The following is a 22,944-nucleotide window of genomic DNA, read 5'->3' on the forward strand; positions in this document are numbered from 1 at the left end:
AATTCTTTGAATCGATAACTATTTTGCCATGTATACCTTTCATTACACTTCCCCGGATAAAAGAAGAGAAACAAGCCACAGAGCTTTGAAACTTCTCATAGGTTTGTTGTTGAGTTTTTTTTCTTACTTTTCCGTGGTTGCTCAATCCACTATTTGGGTAGAAGACTTTTCCGGACTTGCGGATGGGACAACACAGGACAATGGTGCTACCGCATGGTCATCCTTGAACTTAAATGCTTCCAGTAGTAAATATTGGGAAGTACGTAATAACCGCTTTGAAGGAGTCGATTTAGATATTGAAGCTAGCTGGAGCTCTGAACTTGTAGATATTTCTAATTATCAGGACGTATCGTTTTCAATTGACTTATCAGAAAATGGAAGTTTGGAAAGTTCGGATTATATCCGTGTAGCCTACAAGTTAGATGGAGGATCAGAGGTACAAGTTGCCGAATATACGAATGATTTTGGAAGTGCCACGGTAAACGCTACAGGGTTAAATGGTAATACCCTACAAATAATTATCCGGGCCAAGTGTAGTTCCAGTAGTGAAAAATACCGTTTTGACAATGTGTTGTTGGAAGGTACTTTGAATGTAGATATGAGTTATGTGTCAAGCACCGCTACCCAAAATACCAATCAGATACTGCCGGGAAGTACAGAGGAGCATATCATCGGCATACAGGTGGAGACCAACGGCACGAATAATCCTCTTGCAGTGACTTCTTTTTCCCTCAGTACCGATGGTAGTACAAATCCCGCTTCAGATATTAATAAGGCAACGCTATATTATACCAGTACCAATAGTTCGTATGCCACCGGTAGCCAGTTTGGAAGTACGGTGGATACACCCAATGGCACTTTCACCTTTAACGGAAGTCAAACACTGGCTCAAGGAATCAATTATTTTTGGTTGGCCTATGATATTGCTGGCGGAGCCAACTTGAACAATGTGGTGGATGCAATCCTCAACAATATGACCATAGATGGAATGGTATATGTCCCATCCGATACTAATCCGACAGGCAACCGGAAAATCAGTAATATTGATTGTGGGGCATATCCTGTAGTAAGTGAATATCCTTATACCGAAAGTTTTGAGAGCGGTTTGGGGAGCTGGACACAAGGAACAGGGGATGATTTCGATTGGACTCACAAATCCGGCAGTACGTCTACGGACAATACAGGGCCTTCTTCAGCTGCCAATGAGAGCTATTACCTGTATACGGAAGCCAGTAATCCCAATAACCCGTCTAAGACGGCGAATTTAGTAAGCCCTTGTTTTAACCTTACAGGTATGCATGATCCCAAATTGTATTTTAGCTATCATCTTTACGGTTCGGAAATGGGAACCTTGTACATTGAGGTGCAAGACAAGCCCGGAGTAGGCAGTTGGGTGGCCTTGGATTCTATTTCGGGCAACCAAGGCAACCAATGGGACTATTATACAGTGGACCTTGCTGCCTATATTGACCAAACGGTAAAAGTCCGCTTCCGGGGACTTACCGGGAATGGTACTCGGAGTGATATGGCCATTGACGAAGTCGTTTTGGCAGATAAACTGCTGACTATTACACAAGGTGTTACAGAAGCCGAATTTACCCAAAGCATTACCGGAACGGGAGTCTCGATCCAAAACCTGACCTTTTCCTCTGCCCATGTCAATTCTTATGGTTTATTTGATTTAAAAGAAGGAACCCAAATCGGAGAAGCCCAAGGGATTGTAATGTCTACGGGAGATATCAGGGATATTGATCAACCTAACCGCAGTAATAAATTGACTACGGAGTTCGGTACTTCCGGCAATAGCGACCTGAATGCGGTCTCCGGTAAAACCACCTACGATGCCAGTTTTATTGAGTTTGATGTGGTCCCCTCCGGAGATACCCTGAGTTTCAATTATACTTTTCTTTCCGAAGAATACACCGAGTATGAAAACTCCAATTATAATGATGCCTTTGCCTTTTTGATCAGTGGGCCGGGTATCAGTGGAGAACAAAATATTGCCTTGATTCCGGGCACGAGTACACCTGTATCCATCAATACGGTAAATTCCTCAAGTAATTTGGAGTACTTTGTAAACAATGATATTCACAATGATAATAGTATGGAAGATGTGGCAGGGTTTTATTCCATAGAATTTGACGGATATACGGTGAATTTGGTGGCAAAAGTTGCCGTGCAAAGTTGTGAAACTTATCATATCAAATGGATTATCGGAGACGGAACGGACCGCAAATGGGATTCCGGAGTATTTGTGGAAGGACTGTCCAGCAACGATATCGGAGGTACTGCATCCGTTACGGAGGTCTATAGCGAATGCGTGGAGGACCCGGTGACAGTCACCTTTGAAAGGACCGGAAATTCATCCAAAATGTTAACACTGAATGTGAATTACGGTGGTTCGATGATCAAAAATATAGACTACGTGACAGACAACCTTCTGAACCAAGTGACCTTCCTGCCTGGAGAAACGACAAAAACGATTACCTTAACCCCAACAGTGACTTATGAAATTCCCAATCAGACAGATAGTGTCACTGTAAGTTTGTCCTCTTGTTCGGGAAGTGAATTTGCCAACGTAGTGGTGTACTATAAACCAAAACCGGATGTAAGCGAATATGACATCGTTGAAATTTGTCAGGATGGGCAAGCGCTTGTTGACGGAGGAACCTACTTGAGTTACCAATGGAAAAATAACCTGGGACAGGTAGTTTCTACCGAACAGGTTTTAGAAACCAGTATGGCAGGCAATTATACCCTGACAGTGACCAACGAAGCTGGTTGCTCGGCAACTTCTGATACAATTACCATTGTCAAACTGGCGGCTTTGGAAGTGTTTGCCTCAGCGGATTGCCAACCGGTAAGTACTAACCAGACACAAGTGTACTTGAATGCCAGTGGTGGTGGCGGAGAGTATCAGTATAAGTTGAGCAGCGAAGGAGAGGGAAGCTATACCAATAACCCTGTGTTTTTGGTGGACAACGGTACAACGGTTTCATTTGATATAAAAACAGCAAAGGGTTGTTTTAAAAGTGTGACGGTGACCACCCCTAATGGAAATGCCACTGCCATTTCCAATGCTGAGAAAACGGGACAGTGTATATTGAGTGGCTTTAATAGTTTTTATGATATTCTGGATGATGAAGGTAACCTGATTGCCAGTATCAGTGACCTGGGGAATGATTTGGGAGTGATTACGGCATCAGTCTATATTGATGGGAGTGTACAGAGTTATAATGGAGAACCTTATTTACAACGTCATTATAAAATTACCCCACAGTTTAACGGGCAGAGTGCCCGGGTCAGGTTGTACTTTACTGAAGCCGAATTTCAAGCCCTTGCTACGGCCAATCCTGAAATCCCTTTGCCCTTGATCAATGGCACCGACCTACTGGGGGTTAGTAAGTACGATGGGGATGTGCCCGGTTCCGGAAATGAGATGTACATCGGAGGAGAAGTAGTGGTGGATGGTTTTGCTTCCGAACGGCATTACATTGAGTTTACGGTTCCTAGCTTCTCTTCGATCTATATTCACAGTGCCATGGGCTCCATGCCCTTACCGGTACGATTGCTGTCCTTTACTGCCGAAACACACAGTAATCATGAAGTAGCTCTGAATTGGGAAACCGTCAATGAATCAAATAATAAAGGATTTGAAATTGAACGCAGTGAGGACGGGAAAGCGTTTACCACAGTGGGGTTTGTCGAAGGTAAAAATAACAACGAGGAATCAGAATACATTTTTGTTGACCGGGAGGTACAAGGCACGGTATACTACCGCTTGAAACAAATTGATTACAACGGTGATAGTGAATACAGTGATGTGGAAAGCGTATCCTTGGAAACCGTCTCCCGCTTTGCCGTACAGGCTTATCCCAATCCTTTTACACAGTCTATGAAATTGCAAATTACCAATCCGGAACAAGTACCTGTACAAGTTCAAGCTTTTGATAGTTCCGGAAGGCCAGTGTTTCAATTGTACTTGTCAGAAGATTTTTATCAATCTCAGGATATTGGAGCATATTTTCAACAACTGAGTAGAGGAATTTACTTACTGAAAGTCACTACTACCCATCAAACAGTAACGTTGAAAGTTCAGAAACAATAAATCGCTACTTTGGCCCTTCAGGTTTTCTTTACCTGAGGGGTTTTTCTTGTGTAAGGCTTTGAGTTGTGCCTGGAATAAGTTGTTCGGTTTTGATCCTTTGCAAATGCTTTTTGAACCAGGCCTTTGGCGCTGAGGTTTGAAAAGTATTTTTTTTGGGGGTAAACTATTGAGAAGAGTATGTTTAAAATTCTTTGCGGGAGGTTCTACTTTGGGAGGCTGCCCCTTTAGTGGTGAATTTGAATTTCAGTTTAGGGTTCTCAAAATGTTGCGATGAAGTTCCTTAAGTGGGAGTTTTTGACCCAAAGGATGAAATTTAAACATGAAGTGGTTTACACGTATCGTTTTGACCGAACATGAAATCAAAATCGGCTCATCAAGGCATATTTTGAAGAGAATAGCCAAAGCTATTGTTGAAAAAAGTAACACGGAGGAGGCGTTTTTGAAACATTTTTTAGGAAAAAGAAAAAGGTTAATTCACTTCCATATTCCAAATGCCTGTTGTGTCATTCAAAAGCTTTTTTTAGAAATTTTTTTGAAGAAGGGGGTGGTGGCCCCCTGTTTCATTCGTAGTAAGAGTGAGTTTAAAAAAATAACAATGCAATTACATTGAACAATAATCTGTCTGATAATACAGAAAGGAGAAAGAACCTTCAATGCAATGAGAAACGAAGGCTGATTCAAGTGTATGAGTTGCAAACCGTATTGGTGAAAAATAACTCCCAAGGGAGTTTTGGTGCTTAACTATGGAAGAGAGAATATCAGATCAACAGTGGGCGAAGTTCTTTAATAATAATTGTACTGAAGAAGAACACCGTGCAATTATGGAATGGATGAGTACTGCCTCTGATCAGGAGGTAGAACGCATCATGGAGCAGCATAGCGAATTGGTGATGCATCAACAAGTTCCATCTGTTGACCTTGAATCTCTGGATTTTTCCAAAGTACAAAAAGCTCTACATCCAAAATCCGTAAAATCTTATTCCCTGAAGAGAAAGCCACTCTGGAAAGGAATTGCGGCTGCGGTGACCGTTATTTTGATTTCGGTGTATGGATTTTGGCAATTTAAACGGACAGAGGTACCGGAACCGGTGGCTTGGGAAGAGGTTGTAACGCAATCCGGACAAAAGAAAGTAGTAAAATTACCGGACGGAACAAAGATTACATTGAATGCGGAAAGTCAGCTTTCTTATCCGAATGTATTTAGCGATACGCTCCGGGAAGTTCGTTTGGTGGGAGAGGCTTATTTTGAGGTACAAAAGGATACCGGGAAGCCTTTTATTGTCCATACGGGGGATTTGGATACCAAGGTACTGGGGACTTCTTTTAATGTACGGGCCTTTCCGGCCGATCAGGAAGTGGAAGTGGCCTTGGAAGAAGGAAAAGTGCAAGTATCGGCGACCACGGGGGTGGCATTTACACCGGTAATTTTGGAGCCCAATCAGCAATTAATATTTGAAAAGCAGCGACATACGGGACGTGTAGAGGGCTTTGACCCACTACAGACTACGGGATGGAGACAAAACGCTTTTGTGTTTGAAAATGCGCCCTTGAAGGAGGTCTTGAAAATATTAGAACGGCAATATGGAGTGTCTTTTATTGTAGATGTTGCTCTGATCCGGGCCTGTCAGGTGAATGCCCGGTTTGAAGAAGACTCTTTTATCACCATACTGCAAGTGTTGACTACCGCAGCAGAATTAAATTATCAAATAAAAGGAAAAACAATACAGCTTACCGGGAAAGGATGTTGAGGGATTGACAATTATTTTTTCAACCGTAAAATGCCTATGATTTAACCATTCGAACAAAAAAAGAGCGCCTGCTCGCGCCCTTTTTTGAAGAATCTTTGAGGGCTAATGACCGATCGGGGGATGGTCATAGTCCCTGGAATCCTATTGTCTTAACAAAAAATCATTTTCGCTAAAACATTTCAAATCTATGAAAATTCACTTACTAAACCTAATCGTGAATATGTGTAGGTATACCCTTTGCGTATGGGCGGTTCAGACCATTTGTGCAACAGTATTATTCGCAAGCCATCCGGTGGAAGGGCAAAAGCTCAAAGATATCCGGGTGCAAGTGGCACAGTCCACAATGAGCCTGGCACAAGCGCTGAAAACGATCGAATCTCAGACCCAATTTAAGTTTACGTACCTTTCCGGTGAGTTAGCCATGCAGAAACGCATTTCACTGGTTTCTCAATCTCAAAGTTTGGAATTGATACTACAAAGCTTGTCGGATCAGGCACAGGTGAATTTTACCCGGATCAACGATCAGATTGTGGTGAAGAAGTATCACAAAGGGAAGGGCCAAAACGCAGCCGTGCAGGAAAAGCGGCAAGTTTCGGGAACCGTATCCGATGCCGATACGGGGGAACCGGTCACCGGAGCAAGTGTATATGTTTCAGGAACTACTCTGGGAACCATCACGGACGTGGATGGAAAGTACAAAATTACCCTTCCGGAAGAAGCGGAAGCATTGGTGTTTTCCTTTGTGGGCTACCAAAAGAAGGTAGTGACCATAGGCGAACAGACAATAATCAACGTGGCCTTGGAACAGGATGCTACGGAGTTGGAAGAGTTGATTGTGGTAGGATATGGTACCCAGAAAAAAGTCCATTTGACAGGAGCCGTGAGTCAGATAGATGCCAAAGCCATTGAAAATAGGCCCATCAGTAACTTGACACAAGCCTTGCAAGGGGCTGTGCCTAACTTGAACATCACCTTTGCGGACGGACGACCGGGAAGCACCGGAAATTTGAACGTGCGGGGAAACAATTCCATTACCGGTGGCAGCCCTTTGGTGTTAATTGATGGGGTTCCCGGTTCGTTGGACATGATTAACCCCCGGGACATTGCTTCCGTTTCGGTCTTGAAGGATGCGGCCTCCGCGGCCATTTACGGAGCAAGAGGGGCTTTCGGGGTGATCTTGGTGACTACCAAAAATGCCGAAAACGGGAAAATGAAAGTAAATTATAGCAATAACTTCAGTTGGTCAAGGTCCACAGTTAGTACGGATTTTATTGATAATGGCTATGATGCGGCCCGGATGATTGATGAGGCATTTCTCCGCTCTACTGGAAAAACGTATACGGGATATTCGGATGCCGATTATGAAGAGCTTTTAAAAAGAAAAACAGACCCTTCTTTACCTTCCGTAGTGGTGGATAACCGCAAGGGCAAAGACATGTATGTGTACTATGGCAATACCGATTGGTGGAGTACCATGTTTCGCGATGTACAACCCTCTATGGAGCATTCTTTAAGTGTTTCCGGGAAGAGTGATAAAATCGACTATTACCTCTCCGGAAGGTATTATGAGAAAAAGGGTTTGATGCAAATCAACCAGGATAAATACAGTAGCTATAATTTCCGGGCAAAGATCAACGCCAAAGTCAATCCTTGGTTAAACTTATCCAGTAATACGCAATTTAATTCCTCTAAATATACCTATCCGGGCTGGGGGGTGAATAGCAACTTCGTATATGTAACCGTGCATGCGCTTCCTTCCTACCTTCCGGTAAATCCGGACGGTACTGCCACCTACCGGACAGAACTGAATAATTACACGATTGGAGATGGGATCTATGCAGATTTGTTGCATGGCAAATCCAAAGGAGGAGAAAATGATTTTGAGTTTATCAATACCTTGAGTGCTACGGCCGATATTGCCAAAGGACTTTCCTTGGTAGGAAATTATACCTATCACCTCAACCCTCGCTCTACGTTTAGCCGGAGAACGGAAGCACCCTGGTCTATTTATCCCGGAGAAATTCAGTTTTTGGGTAAAGATGTGCTTTCTGAAGCCATGTACCGCGACCAATACCATGTATTCAACGCCTATGCGACCTATGTCAAAACCATGGGAAAGCATTCTTTCAGTGTGATGGGTGGCTTTAACCAGGAAATGAAAAAGTATAAAAAAATCAACGGTACGCGCAACGAACTTTTGTCCGAGGATTTAAATGCATTTGACTTGGGTTCCGGTGATCAGGTAATTCAAGGAGGGGATAGCGAATGGGCCGTACGAGGAATTTTTTACCGGGTAAATTATGATTTTGAAGGAAAGTACCTTTTGGAATTGAACGGCCGCTATGACGGAACTTCCCGCTTTCCCAAAGACAGGCGTTTCGGCTTCTTTCCCTCGGTCTCTGTAGGGTGGAGAGTAAGTGAAGAAGCCTTTTTCGAACCGGTTCAAAAGTTCGTTTCCGACTTGAAATTAAGAGCTTCATATGGAGAATTGGGAAATCAACAAGTAGCTACCTATTCCTATATTCCCGTCTTAAGCAATGGTACTTTAAGTTATATAAACAATGGGGCCAAAATGCAATACCTGAGTTTGCCCTCTCCGGTCTCCACCAACCTGACTTGGGAAACGATCTCTTCAACCAATGTGGGTGTTGATTTCGGTTTTTTCCAAAACCGCTTAACAGGTTCCTTCGATTGGTACCAACGGGATACCAAAGATATGTTGACCAAGGGGAAAACATTACCGGCTGTGTTTGGAGCAGGAGAGCCTAAAGAGAATGCCGCAGACTTACGGACCAAAGGATGGGAATTGGTGTTGCGTTGGGAGAATGATGGACAATTGGCCGGAAAGGCATTTTCATACAGTACGGGTTTTGTTCTGTCGGATTATACGGCTGAAATCACCAAATTCGATAATCCCAGCAGGCTTTTGTCGGATTATTACGTAGGGCAAACCTTGGGTGAAATTTGGGGCTATAGTGTGGACGGTTATTTTAAAAGCGATCAGGAAGCGGCAGAATACCAAGTGGATCAAAGCAGAGTCAACAAAATGATCAACAGCTCTCCGGGCGAATGGGGGCAACTCAGAGCCGGGGATATGAAATTCATGGATTTGGATGGAGACGGTGCGGTAAATAACGGTAAAAACACCGTGGATGATCCGGGAGATTTACAAGTGATTGGAAATAGCCAGCCTCGGTATGCCTTTGGGATTACCGGTAGTGCCAGCTGGAATGGGTTTGATCTTTCCGTATTTTTTCAAGGAATTGGCCGTCAGCACTGGTATCCGGGAACGAATGCCGATAAATTTTGGGGACCTTATTCCCGCCCTTACTTTTCCTTTATCCCGGAAGATTTCAACGATAAAATATGGAGTCCGGAAAATCCGGACGCTTATTTCCCAAGGTTACGCGGGTATACGGCATTGGGTAGCGATAGGGAATTGGGGGTGAAAAATGACCGCTATTTGCAAGACTTAGCATATATCCGTTTGAAAAACCTCACGATTGGTTACTCATTGCCCGAAACGGTACTGAATAAGATTAAGTTGAGTCGTTGCCGGATTTATTTCAGTGGCGAAAACCTGTTTACCCTTACAAAATTAGATACCAAATACATTGACCCGGAACAGGCCGCGGCAGAAAGCAATGGCCGGGTGTATCCGTTTAGCAAAACGCTTTCGGTAGGCTTGGATCTTTCTTTTTAAACATGCGCTGGGAAAGCTCAGGTTTTCCACCCGGTAATGTGCCATTATCCTTGGTAATTGTACTCGTATCTGAGGGTAATCGCATTGCTGTACAAGTCGTATCAGCTTGCCCGGAAACTTACGCCTCCGGGTAGGCCTTGTTTCCGGTTTCTCTAACTTAAGACTACAATTCACAATGAATAAATTTAAAATCATTCTCTCTTTGTTGTTGCTCATTACGGTTTCTGCTTGTAATGATGAATTTCTGGAGCGCTATCCGCTTTCCGAGTTGTCTCCCCAAACGTTTTTCAGAAATGAAAAAGACCTGAGGCTGTATTTGAACTCCATGTATAGTATGGTTCCTTCGGCTACGGGTATTTATAATGAAGATGTGGATAATATTATCAAAACCTCCTTGTCCAGTGAGCTGACAGGCAACCGGACAGTCCCTACCAGCGGAGGAGGATGGAGTTGGGGAGATTTGCGGAAAATCAATTATTTTTTAGAAAATTATGACAAAACCTTAAAGGCCGAAGAGGTAAAGCCGTATGCGGCAGAAGCCCGCTTTTTCAGAGCCTGGTTTTATTTTAAAAAGGTGAAACGCTTTGGCGATGTGCCATGGTATGGCAAAGTGATCGAATCGGATGATCTCGAAAACCTTACCAAAGCCAGAGACCCTCGCACCTTGGTCATGGACTCGGTGTTGGCAGATATTGATTTTGCCGTGGAGCATTTAGCCGATGTACGCAATAGTGAAAAAGTAAATAAATGGACGGCTTTGGCTTTGAAATCAAGGCTTTGTCTTTTTGAAGGCACCTTCCGCAAGTATCATACGGAGTTTAATTTACCGGATGCGGATAAGTTTTTAGAAGAGAGTGCCAAGGCTGCGGAAGAACTGATTAACAACGGACCGTATTCCCTGTATACCAGCGAACCGGAGAAAGCATACCTGGAACTTTTTGCCGCTACGGATGCAGTCGAATCGGAAGTGATTCTGGCCCGGAAATATAGTGCTGAACTTCAATTGTATCACAACTTAAATTACTATACCATCACGGCATCCTACGGGAGACCGGGACTGGAAAAAAGCCTGGTCAATAGTTATCTGATGAAAGACGGGTCTCGCTTTACCGATATCCCGGAGTATGATAAAATGCAGTTTTATGAGGAGGTGCAAAACCGCGATCCCCGCTTGGCACAAACCGTACGCACACCGGGGTATACCCGTATTGGGAACAATGTAACGGAGGTGCCGGATTTTGGAGCCAGCGTTACCGGGTACCAATTGATCAAATTTGTGACCGAACCTTCTAATGATTCCAATAACAGATCGCATAACGATATGCCTGTATTCCGCCTGGGCGAGATGATGCTGAACTTTGCCGAAGCCAAAGCGGAACTGGGAACGCTTACGCAAAGTGATTTGGATATTTCTATCAATCAATTGAGAGCGAGAGTAGGTATGCCTGCTTTGCAACTTGCGGAGGCTAATGCCAATCCGGATGCTTATATGAGCGAACAATACCAACAGGTGACCGGAGCAAATCAAGGAGTGATTTTGGAAATCCGCCGGGAAAGACGCATTGAGTTGGTGATGGAGATGTTTCGTTGGGATGACCTGATGCGTTGGAAAGAAGGCCATTTGTTAACTCGCCAGTACAAAGGGATGTACTTTCCGGGGCCGGGGCAGTACGATTTGGACCAGAACGGAACGGTTGACTTGGTGATCTATGAAGGCGAAAAGCCTACAGTACCCGGTGCGCAATTATTGAAATTAGGTAGCGAAATCGATTTGGAAAATGCTTCCGGTGGCGGCCTGATTTTGATCAATCCACATATTTCCAAGAGCTTTAACGAGTCCAGGGATTATCTCTTCCCGATTCCATATCAGGAACTTCAATTAAACGGGAACCTGACCCAAAATCCGGGCTGGCCGGAATAAGCAACCTTATATCCCACGGTTTTAACCGTGGGATATATCGTATTTTATTTTTAGATAATTGAAAATCAATACATGAAGATGAAAAATACATTTATATTTTGGCTGATAGGCTTGGCGTTGAGTGCGTTGTCGTGTAATGAGGCAAATACATCAGAGGGAGAGCAACCGGAAAAAGATCCCGTTACCGAAGAAAGTATTCAGGTGATGGCCTTTAATATTCACCATGCAAACCCTCCCTCAAAACCCAATGATTTTATTGACTTGGATGCCGTAGTTCAAGTGATCCGGGAGCAAGCTCCGGATCTGGTCGCCTTACAAGAAGTGGATGTGCTGACCAAGCGTTCCGGAAATGTGAACCAAGCGAAGGAAATTGCCGGACAACTCGGGATGCATTACTTTTTTGGAAAAGCCATTGATTACCAAGGAGGAGAATACGGAGTGGCTATTTTATCCAAATACCCCTTATCTGATTCAAGAGTAGACCGCCTTCCGACAAAAGAAGGGACCAATGGCGAACCCCGGATTCTGGCTTCTGCCAAAGTATTGCTACCCAATGGAAAAAGTATTCGCTTTGGCAGTACACACTTGGATGCTCAGTCCAACGCTACCAACCGGATTTTACAGGTGAAAGAACTCAACCGGATTGCCTCAGAGGAAACTTTGCCCTTGGTGATAGCCGGTGATCTGAACGCTACTCCTGAAAAAGAAGAAATTCAACTCTTGGATGCTACGTATACCCGCACTTGTCAGGACTGCCCAGCCACCTACCCTGCCAGCGGTGGAACCAAAGTGATCGATTACATTGCCTTTGACCCTGCCGGACAATTTGAAACATTGGAACATAAAGTGGTGGAAGAACGCTATGCCTCTGACCACCTTCCGGTAATGGCCTCTTTGCGTTTATTGGCTGATTAATAGTAACTTAACAGAAAGGTAATAGTCCCCGTTTGCTGAACTATATCAGCCAAACGGGGATTTTTTATGCCTGAAAAGAGAGTATTTGAAAGTATATTACTATATAAATAGTAATAAAATTATTTGAATAGTTGTATTATTATAAATATAGTTATATGTTTGAGCTATGAAAGAGTTAACCAAAGCAGAAGAACAGATCATGCAATACCTATGGAAGCTCGAAAAAGCGTTTTTAAAGGATATTGTAGAGGCCTATCCCGAACCGAAACCGGCCTATACCACGGTATCTACGGTGATCCGGGTGTTGGTCAAAAAGAAGTTTATTGGGTTCAATACCTATGGGAAAGTCCATGAATACTTTCCTTTGGTCAAAAAGAAGGAATACTTTCAAACCCACTTTAAAGGAATAGTAGGCCGTTTTTTTAACGGTTCCTTATCCGGTTTTGCCTCCTATTTTACGGATGATGACAATTTGAATATCTCGGAGCTTCAAGAGATCAAAAAAATCGTAGACACCAAAATCCAACAACTCAAAGACCAGAATCCCAATGACTGACTTTTTTGTGTACTTATGCAAAGTCAGTATGTGCCTGACCTTGTTGTATGGTATTTACTTTTTGTTTTTAAGAAAAGAGACATTTCTCATTGCCAATCGGCTGTACTTGTTGGGTACGGTACTGCTTTCATGGACAATTCCTTTGTTGAATTTGACTAAGCCTGTAGGCTGGTCCGGTATTCAAGAAGAGTGGATGGATTTGGGAGAGTTACCGGCAGGCCCTTTTTCAGAAGAACAATTGCAAATAGACGAAGTAAGTGCTTTTGACTGGGGAAGTGCCTTGATGCTTATATACCTGCTTGGAATGGTGGTTATGTGGTTGCGTTTTGTGATGCAGGGCCGGCTCTTGTACCGGGTGGTACATTCCGGGGAAATACAAAAAAAGGAAGGGGTACGCTTAGTGGTGTCTCAAAAGATCGCCCAGCCTTTGTCTTTTTTCCGTTGGGTAGTACTGCCCGAAAAGTATGTAAACCCAATACAGGGCTCTTATGTTTTTGCTCATGAAAAGGCCCATGTCAACCAATGGCATTCCTTTGACCTTTTGGTAGTGGAGGTGGTGCAAGTATTCTTATGGTTCAACCCTTTTATTTATTTCTTAAAAAAATCGCTGAAACAAACCCATGAATATTTGGCCGACAGGGAAGTACTACATCGTGGGTTTTGCAAAATTACCTATATGCAGGCCTTATACGAAGAAGTATTACATCGGAATATATCCTCTTTGGCCCATTCATTTTATTCTTCCACTAAAAACCGGATTACCATGATGACCAAATCAAAATCAGCTACTTGGAGCCTCGTGAAATATACCCTGATGACGCCTGTTCTAGGGTTTTTATTGATGGCTTTCTCATATCAAAATACGGCTAACAGTGTAGCGCTGCCGTTTATGGAAACAGAGGTGTTATTTGAAGGGAGAAATATTCCCTCGATTTTACCCATCAAAGAAGGGGAATGTAATAAAATGACTTCCGGCTTTGGGATGAGGAAACATCCGATTACCAAAAAGCAAAAAATGCACAAAGGCATGGATTTTAGTGCTGAAGTGGGGGTAAAGGTGATGGCTACGGCCGATGGCGTAGTTGCCAAAGTGGATACGACTCACAAAGGCTATGGTCAGCATATCATTGTCAAGCATGGTGAACAGTATTCAACGGTATATGCCCAGTTGTCTTCGATAGAAGTAAAAGAAGGACAACAAGTAAGACGGGGTGAAGTGATTGGCTTGGTTGGCAGTTCGGGAATGTCCACAGGGCCACACTTACACTATGAAGTCCTTAAGAATGGAATTCATGTAAATCCGGCTGATTATCTGGGAAAGTAAAGGTATTTGTATCTGATAATTGAGCTTGATGAAAAAGATTAGGCAGGTACAATGGCCCGGACAGTTTTGTCCGGGCATTTTTTTTTAGATAAAAGGAAAGAAACTATTTTACCACTGAGTAAGTAAAGGATGACAATTGTATGAATAGAGGATAGCCAATTATATTTAACTATTATTTTTTGATGAATACAATGAATATTGAGCAGCAATTCACAATTGCATTTGGTATTTTTGGCAATTCATTGCTATTCTGGAATTAAATAAAAGAACGATTATGACTAAGAGGATTCTCCTTGTCGGAATGATTTTTTCCTTGTTGTGGGGCTGTCAGGCACCGGTGCAACAAGCCGAAGAAAAACAAACACCCAAACGACCAAAAAATGTCATCTTTTTGATCGGAGACGGTATGGGACTCTCCCAGGTATCGTCCAGTTTTTTTTATAATGACAACAAACCCAATTTTGAGCGCTTTAACAATATTGGCTTTGTCAAGACATCGTCCAGCAGTCATAAAATTACGGACTCTGCTGCTGGTGCTACGGCATATTCGGCTGGAGTAAAGTCGTATAACGGTGCTATGGGAGTAGGAGCGGACACGGCGGCAGTGACGACCATATTGGAAATTGCTTCGGAACAAGGTTTGAGCAGTGGTTTGGTGGCGACTTCTTCCATCACGCACGCTACTCCAGGGTCTTTCTTTTCGCATGTGAAGTCGCGGCAATTGCACGAAGAAATTGCGGCTTACTTACCCACTTCTGCCGTAGACTTTTTTGCAGCGGGCGGATTAGAGTTTTTCAGCAAACGTAAAGACGGGTTGAATTACTATGACAGTTTGATAGAAAATGGGTTTATTATGGACTCTACGAAGCTGGAGCGCCCTGCAGAGCTGTTATTAGACAAAAAATACGGCTATTTATTAGCGGATGACGGGATGCCTAAAATGCAAGAGGGAAGAGGCGACTTTTTGCCTAATGCTACGCAAATGGCTTTGGATTATCTCTCTCAAGATGAGAAAGGTTTCTTCTTGATGGTAGAAGGTTCTCAGATTGACTGGGGGGGGCATGCCAATGATGCCGAATACATCATTCACGAGGTGATTGACTTTGACAAAACCATTGGAAAAGTATTGGACTTTGCCGAAAAAGATGGCAATACCTTAGTGGTCGTGACAGCCGACCACGAAACCGGTGGGTTTACCTTGGCCGGAAAGAAAAAGGTGAAACCCTTCGGATTGAAATACGATGACTATGATGATATCGATCCTTCTTTCTCTACTGGAGGGCACTCCGCTACACTGATTCCGGTGTTTGCTTTCGGACCCGGTTCAGATGATTTCAGAGGGATTTATGAAAATACCGAAGTCTTCCACAAAGCACTGAAAGCGGCTCAATGGAGTAAGGCAGCAAATTAAGAAGGCAAACGCTTGTTTGGAAAGCCTGGATTTTTCCAGGCTTTTTTTATTGCATGAACACCTGTAGGAAATGTATTTTCACGTAAAAACGTACATGCTAACAACTCTTCCCTGAAAAAATCCGGTAATCTGTCTTAGATGTCTTAAAAATTGCGATTAGAACCATTTGCAGGCAAAAATAAATATTCCCTCTTCCTTTTCTCACTTTGAAAGATACATTTCAGTATTTTATTAATACCTGAATGAAGGTAAAAATATTGAATATTATTTCGGAAAGTACTTGTTTTTATAACAATGTGGAAAACAGATTGCCCTTTATCTGATTTTCCTAATTGTAGTGGTTCATTGGTGTATATCATACCACTCATGTATTGTTAAACTTATTTTCTGTTGATAATGGTTTTTAAACTTATTTCCTGGTTCAAAGGGACAATTCAAGGTAAAATGGTGGGAGCTTTTTCTATCATTGGTTTGGTAATTCTGATATTGGTCATGATTACACAGATCAGTGTGCGCTCCATTCAGAGTTTGCAACAACAAATTGTAAAGACCCGGATGCCCACGTCCAATGCCAGTTTGGCGTTGATGAATGGGATTAATCATTCGTTGGCGGCTTTAAGAGGCTGGGTGATTTTAGGCGATGCAAAGTTTAAAGAAGAAAGAAGGAAAGCTTGGGAAAATGAGATTGACTTACCCATAGCCCAACTGAACGAAGCTTCGGTCCATTGGACCGATCCGGACAACATTACTCGCTTAGGATTGATTTGGGACGAAGTAGAGCGCTTCAGAGGGTATCAACAGGAAATTGAAGAAATTGCCTTTTCGGAAGAAAACTATCCGGCGGTGAAGATCATGAAGCAGGAGATCAAACCTTTGGTCAATACATTTTATACAAATATTACCGCATTGATTGATTTGGAAGGGGAGTTGAAAGCCAGCCGGGAAAGAAAATATATCTTGGGGATTATGGCCAATGTCCGGGGGACTTTTGGGATTTCTGCCGCCAATTTACAAACCTATTTGCTGAGTGGAGATGAGAATTATTTAAATGCATTCCATGAGTTTTGGGAGAAAAACCAACAAAACTTCAACATTCTAAATGAAAATACAGACCTACTGACTTCTGCACAATCCGAGCATTTTTATCAACTCCGGGAGAGCCGGAACCAACTGGCCGGTTTGTATCCTGACGCCATTCAAATGCGGCAAAGTAAAGAATGGAACCATGCAGAATATTGGTTGCGAACGAAAGCTGCTCCTGCTGCTGCCGGTATTCTACAGAAATTGGATTTGATGGTCAAAGAACAAAATGCCTTGTTGACAGAAGATGCTTCAACGATGAATCGCAATATTACTTCCTTGATTCATACCGAATGGACTTTATTGTTGGCCGGTTTATTGCTTTGTATCGTGGTAGGGATGTTGATTACGAACCATCTGATCAAACCGATCAACAAAATGAACTTGGATTTGAATATACTGGCCGAGGGGCAACATCCGGATGTGGTAATCGAGCGGACTGACGAAATAGGCAAGATGGCCCAGTCACTAAACAGGGTGACCGAAGGCTTGAAACAAACGGCTTCTTTTGCTTCGGAAATTGGAAAGGGGAATTTTGGGGTGGAATTTATCCCGCTGAGTGATCAGGATATTTTAGGGAAAGCTTTGGTACAAATGAGAGACAACCTGAAAAGGGTGGATAATGAAGAGCAAATGCGCAAATGGGTGACCGAAGGTTTGGCGATGTTTGGCAATTTGCAAAGGCAGTACCAGGGAGAGCTGGTAGAATTGACCCAACATATTATCAGCGAACTGGTCAAATACATCAAAGCCAATCAGGGAGCGATCTTTTTGGTGGAGGGTGAGCGGTTAGAACTAGCAGCTTGCTATGCCTGGGGCAAACAAAAACACATGAAAAAGTCCATTGAGAAAGGAGAGGGGCTGATCGGGCAAACCTGGAAAGAGCAAAGTGCTACATATTTGACGGAGATCCCTGAACATTTTGTCAATATTTCCTCCGGACTGGGCGAGGCCAATCCCAGGAGTATTTATATCTCTCCCATGATCGTCAACGAAGAAGTATTCGGCGTGATTGAAATTGCTTCCTTTGAGAAATATCATAAGTTCGAATTAGAGTTTATTGACAAAGTTGCGGAAAATATTGGAGCTGTGATTTACTCTGAAAAGACCACTGAAAAAACCAAAATGCTTTTGGAAGACTCACAGCAACAAGCCGAAGAGATGCGGGCCCAGGAAGAAGAAATGCGGCAAAATACGGAAGAGTTGATTGCTACACAGGAAGAAATGAACCGGCAGAAAAATGAATTGGAGCGCGAAATTTACTCATTGAAACAGATAATTATCGAACACAATATTGAAATACCTGAAAACAAAGAAGGCTAACTTTGTACAATCATTGATTTGCTAATCATCTCACAACTAGTAAAATCCGGTGGCTTATGGCTCCGGACTTTTTTTGTTTTAGTATTTTGAGTTGAAAGATACAACTGACATTTCCCCCTTTGGTGGTGAGGAATCAAATAATCACCCGGTCAAATTGCGAAAGGTTGTTTCACTGTTTCGTGAAGTATTGGCAACTAAAAATATACCCACTTTAATCTCTAAAAACATTATACCTGGGTTTATTCAGCATTGCACGAATACTCCAAACTTGATTTAAGAAAGAGTCCGAGATATATTAATTTTGGGCTTTTTACATATAAAACCGTTTATGGAAATTCGAACAGGCCGTTTTTGGGCCTTATTACCTTTGCTTATATTTATACTGACCTATCTGGTAACTTCCCTGATTCTGGATGATTTTTACAAGATGCCCGTATTGGTTGCTTTTATGGTGGCCTTGGTGGTAGGTTTTTTACAATACCCTCGGGTGCTATTTGCTAAAAAAGTAGAAGAGTTCTCCAAAGGAGCGGGCAACCCGGGCATTATGCTGATGTGCCTGATCTTTCTATTGGCAGGGGCATTTGCCTCCTTGAGCAAGGCGATAGGGGCAGTAGAGTCTACCATTCACTTTGGCTTGTCTTACCTTTCACCAAGCCTGTTTGTCATCGGTTTGTTTTTGATTAGTTGTTTTATTTCCATCTCATTGGGAACTTCTGTCGGCACCATAGTGGCTATCGCACCGATTGCCGTAGGCATGCACGAATCAATTGGAGGGTCCTTGGGTTTGAGCCTGGGAGCTGTGGTGGGCGGAGCAATGTTTGGGGATAATTTGTCCATCATTTCGGATACGACAATTGCCGCTACCCGGACACAAGGCATTAAAATGCGGGATAAATTTAAAGTCAATATTAAAATAGCTTTGCCCGCTGCCTTAATCACCCTTTTACTATATCTATTTCTCAATCCTTCTGAGAATGTTGCTGTTCAGGCATCTTATTCGTATTCCCTGATCAAAATTTCACCCTATATCTTTATTTTTATAGCTGCTCTTTTAGGAATGCATGTGATTTGGGTTTTGGTCTTGGGAATCGTATTTGCGTTGGGAATCGGCCTCATCGAGGGAGGGGTGGATATTTGGCAGGCTGTAAATGCCATTAATCAAGGGATGGCATCTATGTTTGAGTTAAGCATTACTTGTATCTTGATCGGGGGGATTGTCGGGTTAATAAGAATGAATGGTGGAGTAGCTTATGTACTTACTCAAATTTCCAAACGAATCCGGAGTAAGAGCGGGGCGGAATTTGGCATTGCCGTATTGACAGGTTTGGTAAATGCTTGTATTGCCAACAATACGATTACGATCATCATCACCGGACCCATTGCCAAAGAGATTGCCGATGCGCATGAAGTGGATCGGAAAAGAAGTGCCAGTATATTGGATACGATTTCTTGTTTTGTACAAGGTTGTTTGCCCTATGGAGCACAATTATTGGCAGCCCTTGCCGTAGCGGCACAGGCCGTTACACCCTTGGAAATTATGCAATACTTATATTATCCTTATATATTAGGAATAGCCACCTTGGGCTTTATGTTTTTTAGGAAAAAACAGGAACCCGTTTAGAAATTTGTCAAAATACAGCTAAAAAAACAGGCGCTGAGTGGTATCTGCCCACCCAGCGCCTTTTCTATTCAGCGGTTTACAAAAAACAGCTTAAACCAATTCGTTTTTGACCAGGTACTCTGCAATTTGCACAGTGTTGGTCGCAGCTCCTTTTCTCAAGTTGTCCGCTACGATCCACATATTCAGTGTATTTGGTTGGGTTTCGTCTCTGCGCAACCTTCCTACAAAGGTCTCATCGCGATTGTGCGCATTGATAGGCATTGGATATTTCAAGTTTTGAATATCATCTTCTACAATGATTCCTTCGGAAGCCGCTAAAATCTGACGGACCTCATCCAGGTCAAAGTCCTTTTCAAACTCTACGTTTACAGATTCGGCATGTCCGCCCATTACCGGGATTCTCACCGCAGTAGCCGTCACTCTTACCGTGTCGTCTCCGAGGATTTTCTTGGTTTCATTGACCATTTTCATCTCCTCTTTGGTATAGCCATTGTCAAAAAAGACATCGATATGAGGCAGTACGTTTAAGTCGATTTTATACGGATACGCCATTTCTCCTTCAATTCCCTGACGTTCGTTCATCAATTGATCTACCGCAGCTTTCCCGGTTCCGGTTACCGATTGATACGTGGACACAACCACACGTTTCACCGTGTATTTCCGGTGCAAAGGAGCCAGAGCCAATACCATTTGAATGGTGGAACAGTTAGGGTTGGCAATCACCTTGTCCTCTTTGGTCAGCTCACTTGCATTGATTTCCGGTACCACTAATTTATTGTTAGGGTTCATCCGCCAGGCAGAAGAGTTGTCAATGACAGTGGTGCCTGCTTCGGCAAACTTTGGCGCATATTCCAGGGAGGTGCTTCCTCCGGCTGAAAAGATAGCGATATCCGGCCGGGCAGCAATGGCATCTTCCATACTGATAACCGTATACGTCTTTCCGGCAAATTCCACCTCTTTGCCCACAGAACGCTGTGAAGCCACTAACATCAATTCGTCAAAGTGGAAACCTCTCTCTTGAATTACTTTAAGGACCTGGTTCCCTACGAGCCCTGTAGCACCTACTACTGCGAGTTTCATTTTCGTTTGTTTTAAAATTTGAATATATAAAAATAATACAGATTTGCTTACGCAACTTATTTTTTTGCCTGAATAGGCGATAGTTTTTTGTTTGGATCGTGTTGGCTCACAAAAAAAGAGCTATCCCGGCCCTTTGCCAGAATAGCTCTTTTTTACTGGAATCCTTTAGGATTAAACGAGTATTCTGACAGGGTCTTCCAGCAACTGTTTAAGTGTATGTAAGAATGCAGAACCTACTACGCCATCCACTACGCGGTGGTCGCAAGATAAGGTTACCTTCATTACATTACCAGGCACAATTTGCCCGTCTTTCACCACTGGGGTTTGCTTGATACCGCCTACAGCCAGGATACATGCATCCGGTGGGTTTACAATTGCTGTAAACTCTTCGATACCGAACATTCCCAAGTTTGAAATGGTAAAGGTGTTGCCTTCCCAATCAGAGGGTTGTAATTTTTTCTCTTTTGCCTTTTGTCCGAGTTCTTTCACCTCACCGGAAATTTGTGAGAGGGACTTGCTGTCGGCAAAACGTACCACCGGTACCAACAGGCCTTCTTCCACCGCTACGGCTACACCGATATGGATGTGATGGTTGATACGGATGGTATCTCCCAACCAAGAAGAATTTACCTGAGGATGCGATTTCAAGGCAGCGGCTACGGCTTTGATCACCATATCGTTGAAAGAAATCTTCACCGGAGAAATTTCATTTAAACTCTTCCGGGCTTCGATCGCCTTGTCCATGTTAATTTCCATGGTCAAGTAGAAATGCGGAGCCGTAAATTTGCTTTCGGACAAGCGCTTGGCAATGACTTTCCGCATTTGCGAAACCGGAACTTCCTCATAGCTTTCCTGGCCTGCGGCAGTGGCAGGGGCCACCCCGGTAGCCGGAGTTTCGACTTGAGGAACGTAGTTTTCAACATCGCGTTTTACTACCCGGCCGTTGTCACCGGTACCGGGGATTTTAGCGATGTCATAGCCTTTTTCTTCTGCGATCTTTTTCGCTAATGGGGAGGCAAATACTCTTCCGCCTGTAGCTTGTGAAGTAGTAGCCGTTTGAGCGGGCTTAGTTGCCTCTTGTTTCTCCTTTTTGCCTTGTGGAGTGGCTACTTGCACTGTTTCTTTTTGAGGCGCTTCTTTTTTGGGAGCCGTTTTTGGGGCTGCCCCTTTATTTTTATCTGCGTCCAGTAAAGGCTGATAGTCTGTGCCTTTTTCTCCAATGATGGCGATGATACCGTCAATGGCTACCGAGCCACCGTCTTCTACACCGATATATAATACAGTGCCATCTTCGTAGTTTTCCAACTCCATGGTCGCTTTGTCCGTTTCCACTTCTGCCAGAATATCTCCGGACTCTACTTCATCCCCTACTTTTACCAACCAAGAGGAAATCACCCCTTCTTTCATGGTATCACTCATCTTCGGCATGCGGATGACCGTAGCAGGAATGGACGAAAGATCTACATCACTGGCAGTGCTCGCTTCTTCAACGGGAGCTTCTTCAGTGGCCGGCTCTTCAGAAGTAGCAGTTTGGCTTCCCTCTTCTCCATTGTCATTTAACAAATGTTCGAATGCTTCCCCTTCTTCTCCAATCACTGCGATCACGCTGTTGATCGGAACTGCTTCTTTCTCTTTAGGACCGATATATAAGATGGTTCCGTCTTCATAGTTTTCCAGCTCCATGGTAGCTTTATCTGTTTCTACCTCTGCCAGAATATCCCCGGATTCCACAGTATCTCCGACTTTTACCAGCCACGAAGCGATTACCCCTTCCGTCATGGTATCGCTCATCTTGGGCATTCTTATTACTTCAGCCATATTTTTGTATTATCAGATGTATTTTATTTTCCGTTTTCCAGCTCAAAAATAGTAGTTAAAACTTATTGTACCAACTTGTTTGTCAAGCCATTAAATTTTTCAGGCTTTCGAAGAGCTGAAAACAAGGCCGAATGGTACTTTTTGCAAGGGGTTAAATAATTGATTATTAATGGGTTGGTTTCTTTTGGAATCATTGGGAACCTTAAAAGAAAAAATGATTATCCGTAAAGCTGCCACCCCGTAAATAAGATACGGTCAGTTGATTGATATTAGTCTAAAAAAACCAGACTGATATGGATAGCATTACAGCATTTATGGAGAATTACCATAGTGAGC

13 protein-coding genes are annotated in these 22,944 nt (G+C 43.2%); 11 read left to right on the forward strand and 2 right to left on the reverse strand.

The window, feature by feature from the left end:
• Window positions 1-85 precede the first annotated feature (85 nt).
• The 11 genes from AAG747_RS03440 (at window position 86) to AAG747_RS03490 (ending at window position 19,710) form a co-directional block, all read left to right on the forward strand.
• Entirely contained in the window at window positions 86-4,108 is a 4,023-nt protein-coding gene (locus AAG747_RS03440; protein ID WP_346819720.1) for a choice-of-anchor L domain-containing protein, read from the forward strand.
• A 319-nt stretch (window positions 4,109-4,427) separates the two neighbouring features.
• Window positions 4,428-4,718, forward strand: coding sequence for a hypothetical protein (locus AAG747_RS03445; protein ID WP_346819721.1), 291 nt, complete (start codon window positions 4,428-4,430; stop codon window positions 4,716-4,718).
• Window positions 4,719-4,851: 133 nt separating this feature from the next.
• On the forward strand, window positions 4,852-5,856 hold the full coding sequence (locus AAG747_RS03450) for a FecR family protein (protein WP_346819722.1): 1,005 nt from the start codon (window positions 4,852-4,854) through the stop codon (window positions 5,854-5,856).
• Window positions 5,857-6,043: 187 nt separating this feature from the next.
• Window positions 6,044-9,559, forward strand: coding sequence for a SusC/RagA family TonB-linked outer membrane protein (locus tag AAG747_RS03455; protein ID WP_346819723.1), 3,516 nt, complete (start codon window positions 6,044-6,046; stop codon window positions 9,557-9,559).
• Window positions 9,560-9,734: 175 nt separating this feature from the next.
• Window positions 9,735-11,480, forward strand: coding sequence for a RagB/SusD family nutrient uptake outer membrane protein (locus AAG747_RS03460; protein WP_346819724.1), 1,746 nt, complete (start codon window positions 9,735-9,737; stop codon window positions 11,478-11,480).
• 78 nt (window positions 11,481-11,558) lie between these two features.
• On the forward strand, window positions 11,559-12,395 hold the full coding sequence (locus AAG747_RS03465) for an endonuclease/exonuclease/phosphatase family protein (RefSeq protein WP_346819725.1): 837 nt from the start codon (window positions 11,559-11,561) through the stop codon (window positions 12,393-12,395).
• A gap of 166 nt (window positions 12,396-12,561) precedes the next feature.
• Complete coding sequence (locus AAG747_RS03470) at window positions 12,562-12,951, forward strand: BlaI/MecI/CopY family transcriptional regulator (protein ID WP_346819726.1); 390 nt, start codon at window positions 12,562-12,564, stop codon at window positions 12,949-12,951.
• A complete protein-coding gene (locus AAG747_RS03475) occupies window positions 12,944-14,275 on the forward strand; it encodes a peptidoglycan DD-metalloendopeptidase family protein (protein WP_346819727.1) in 1,332 nt (443 codons plus the stop codon). Before AAG747_RS03470 ends, AAG747_RS03475 begins: the two co-directional genes overlap by 8 nt.
• 274 nt (window positions 14,276-14,549) lie before the next feature.
• Window positions 14,550-15,686, forward strand: coding sequence for an alkaline phosphatase (locus AAG747_RS03480; RefSeq protein ID WP_346819728.1), 1,137 nt, complete (start codon window positions 14,550-14,552; stop codon window positions 15,684-15,686).
• Between the two features lie 396 nt (window positions 15,687-16,082).
• Complete coding sequence (locus tag AAG747_RS03485; protein ID WP_346819729.1) at window positions 16,083-18,089, forward strand: GAF domain-containing protein; 2,007 nt, start codon at window positions 16,083-16,085, stop codon at window positions 18,087-18,089.
• A gap of 328 nt (window positions 18,090-18,417) precedes the next feature.
• Window positions 18,418-19,710 (forward strand): Na+/H+ antiporter NhaC family protein, encoded by a 1,293-nt coding sequence (locus AAG747_RS03490; protein WP_346819730.1) that lies wholly within the window; start codon window positions 18,418-18,420, stop codon window positions 19,708-19,710.
• A gap of 90 nt (window positions 19,711-19,800) precedes the next feature.
• Here AAG747_RS03490 and AAG747_RS03495 read toward each other — a convergent pair whose 3' ends face one another.
• A complete protein-coding gene (locus tag AAG747_RS03495) occupies window positions 19,801-20,790 on the reverse strand; it encodes an aspartate-semialdehyde dehydrogenase (RefSeq protein WP_346819731.1) in 990 nt (329 codons plus the stop codon).
• A gap of 171 nt (window positions 20,791-20,961) precedes the next feature.
• Entirely contained in the window at window positions 20,962-22,608 is a 1,647-nt protein-coding gene (locus tag AAG747_RS03500; RefSeq protein WP_346819732.1) for a pyruvate dehydrogenase complex dihydrolipoamide acetyltransferase, read from the reverse strand.
• Window positions 22,609-22,944: the final 336 nt, after the last annotated feature.

The organism is Rapidithrix thailandica (genome assembly GCF_039710355.1).
Taxonomy (GTDB): Bacteria; Bacteroidota; Bacteroidia; order Cytophagales; family Flammeovirgaceae; genus Rapidithrix; species Rapidithrix thailandica.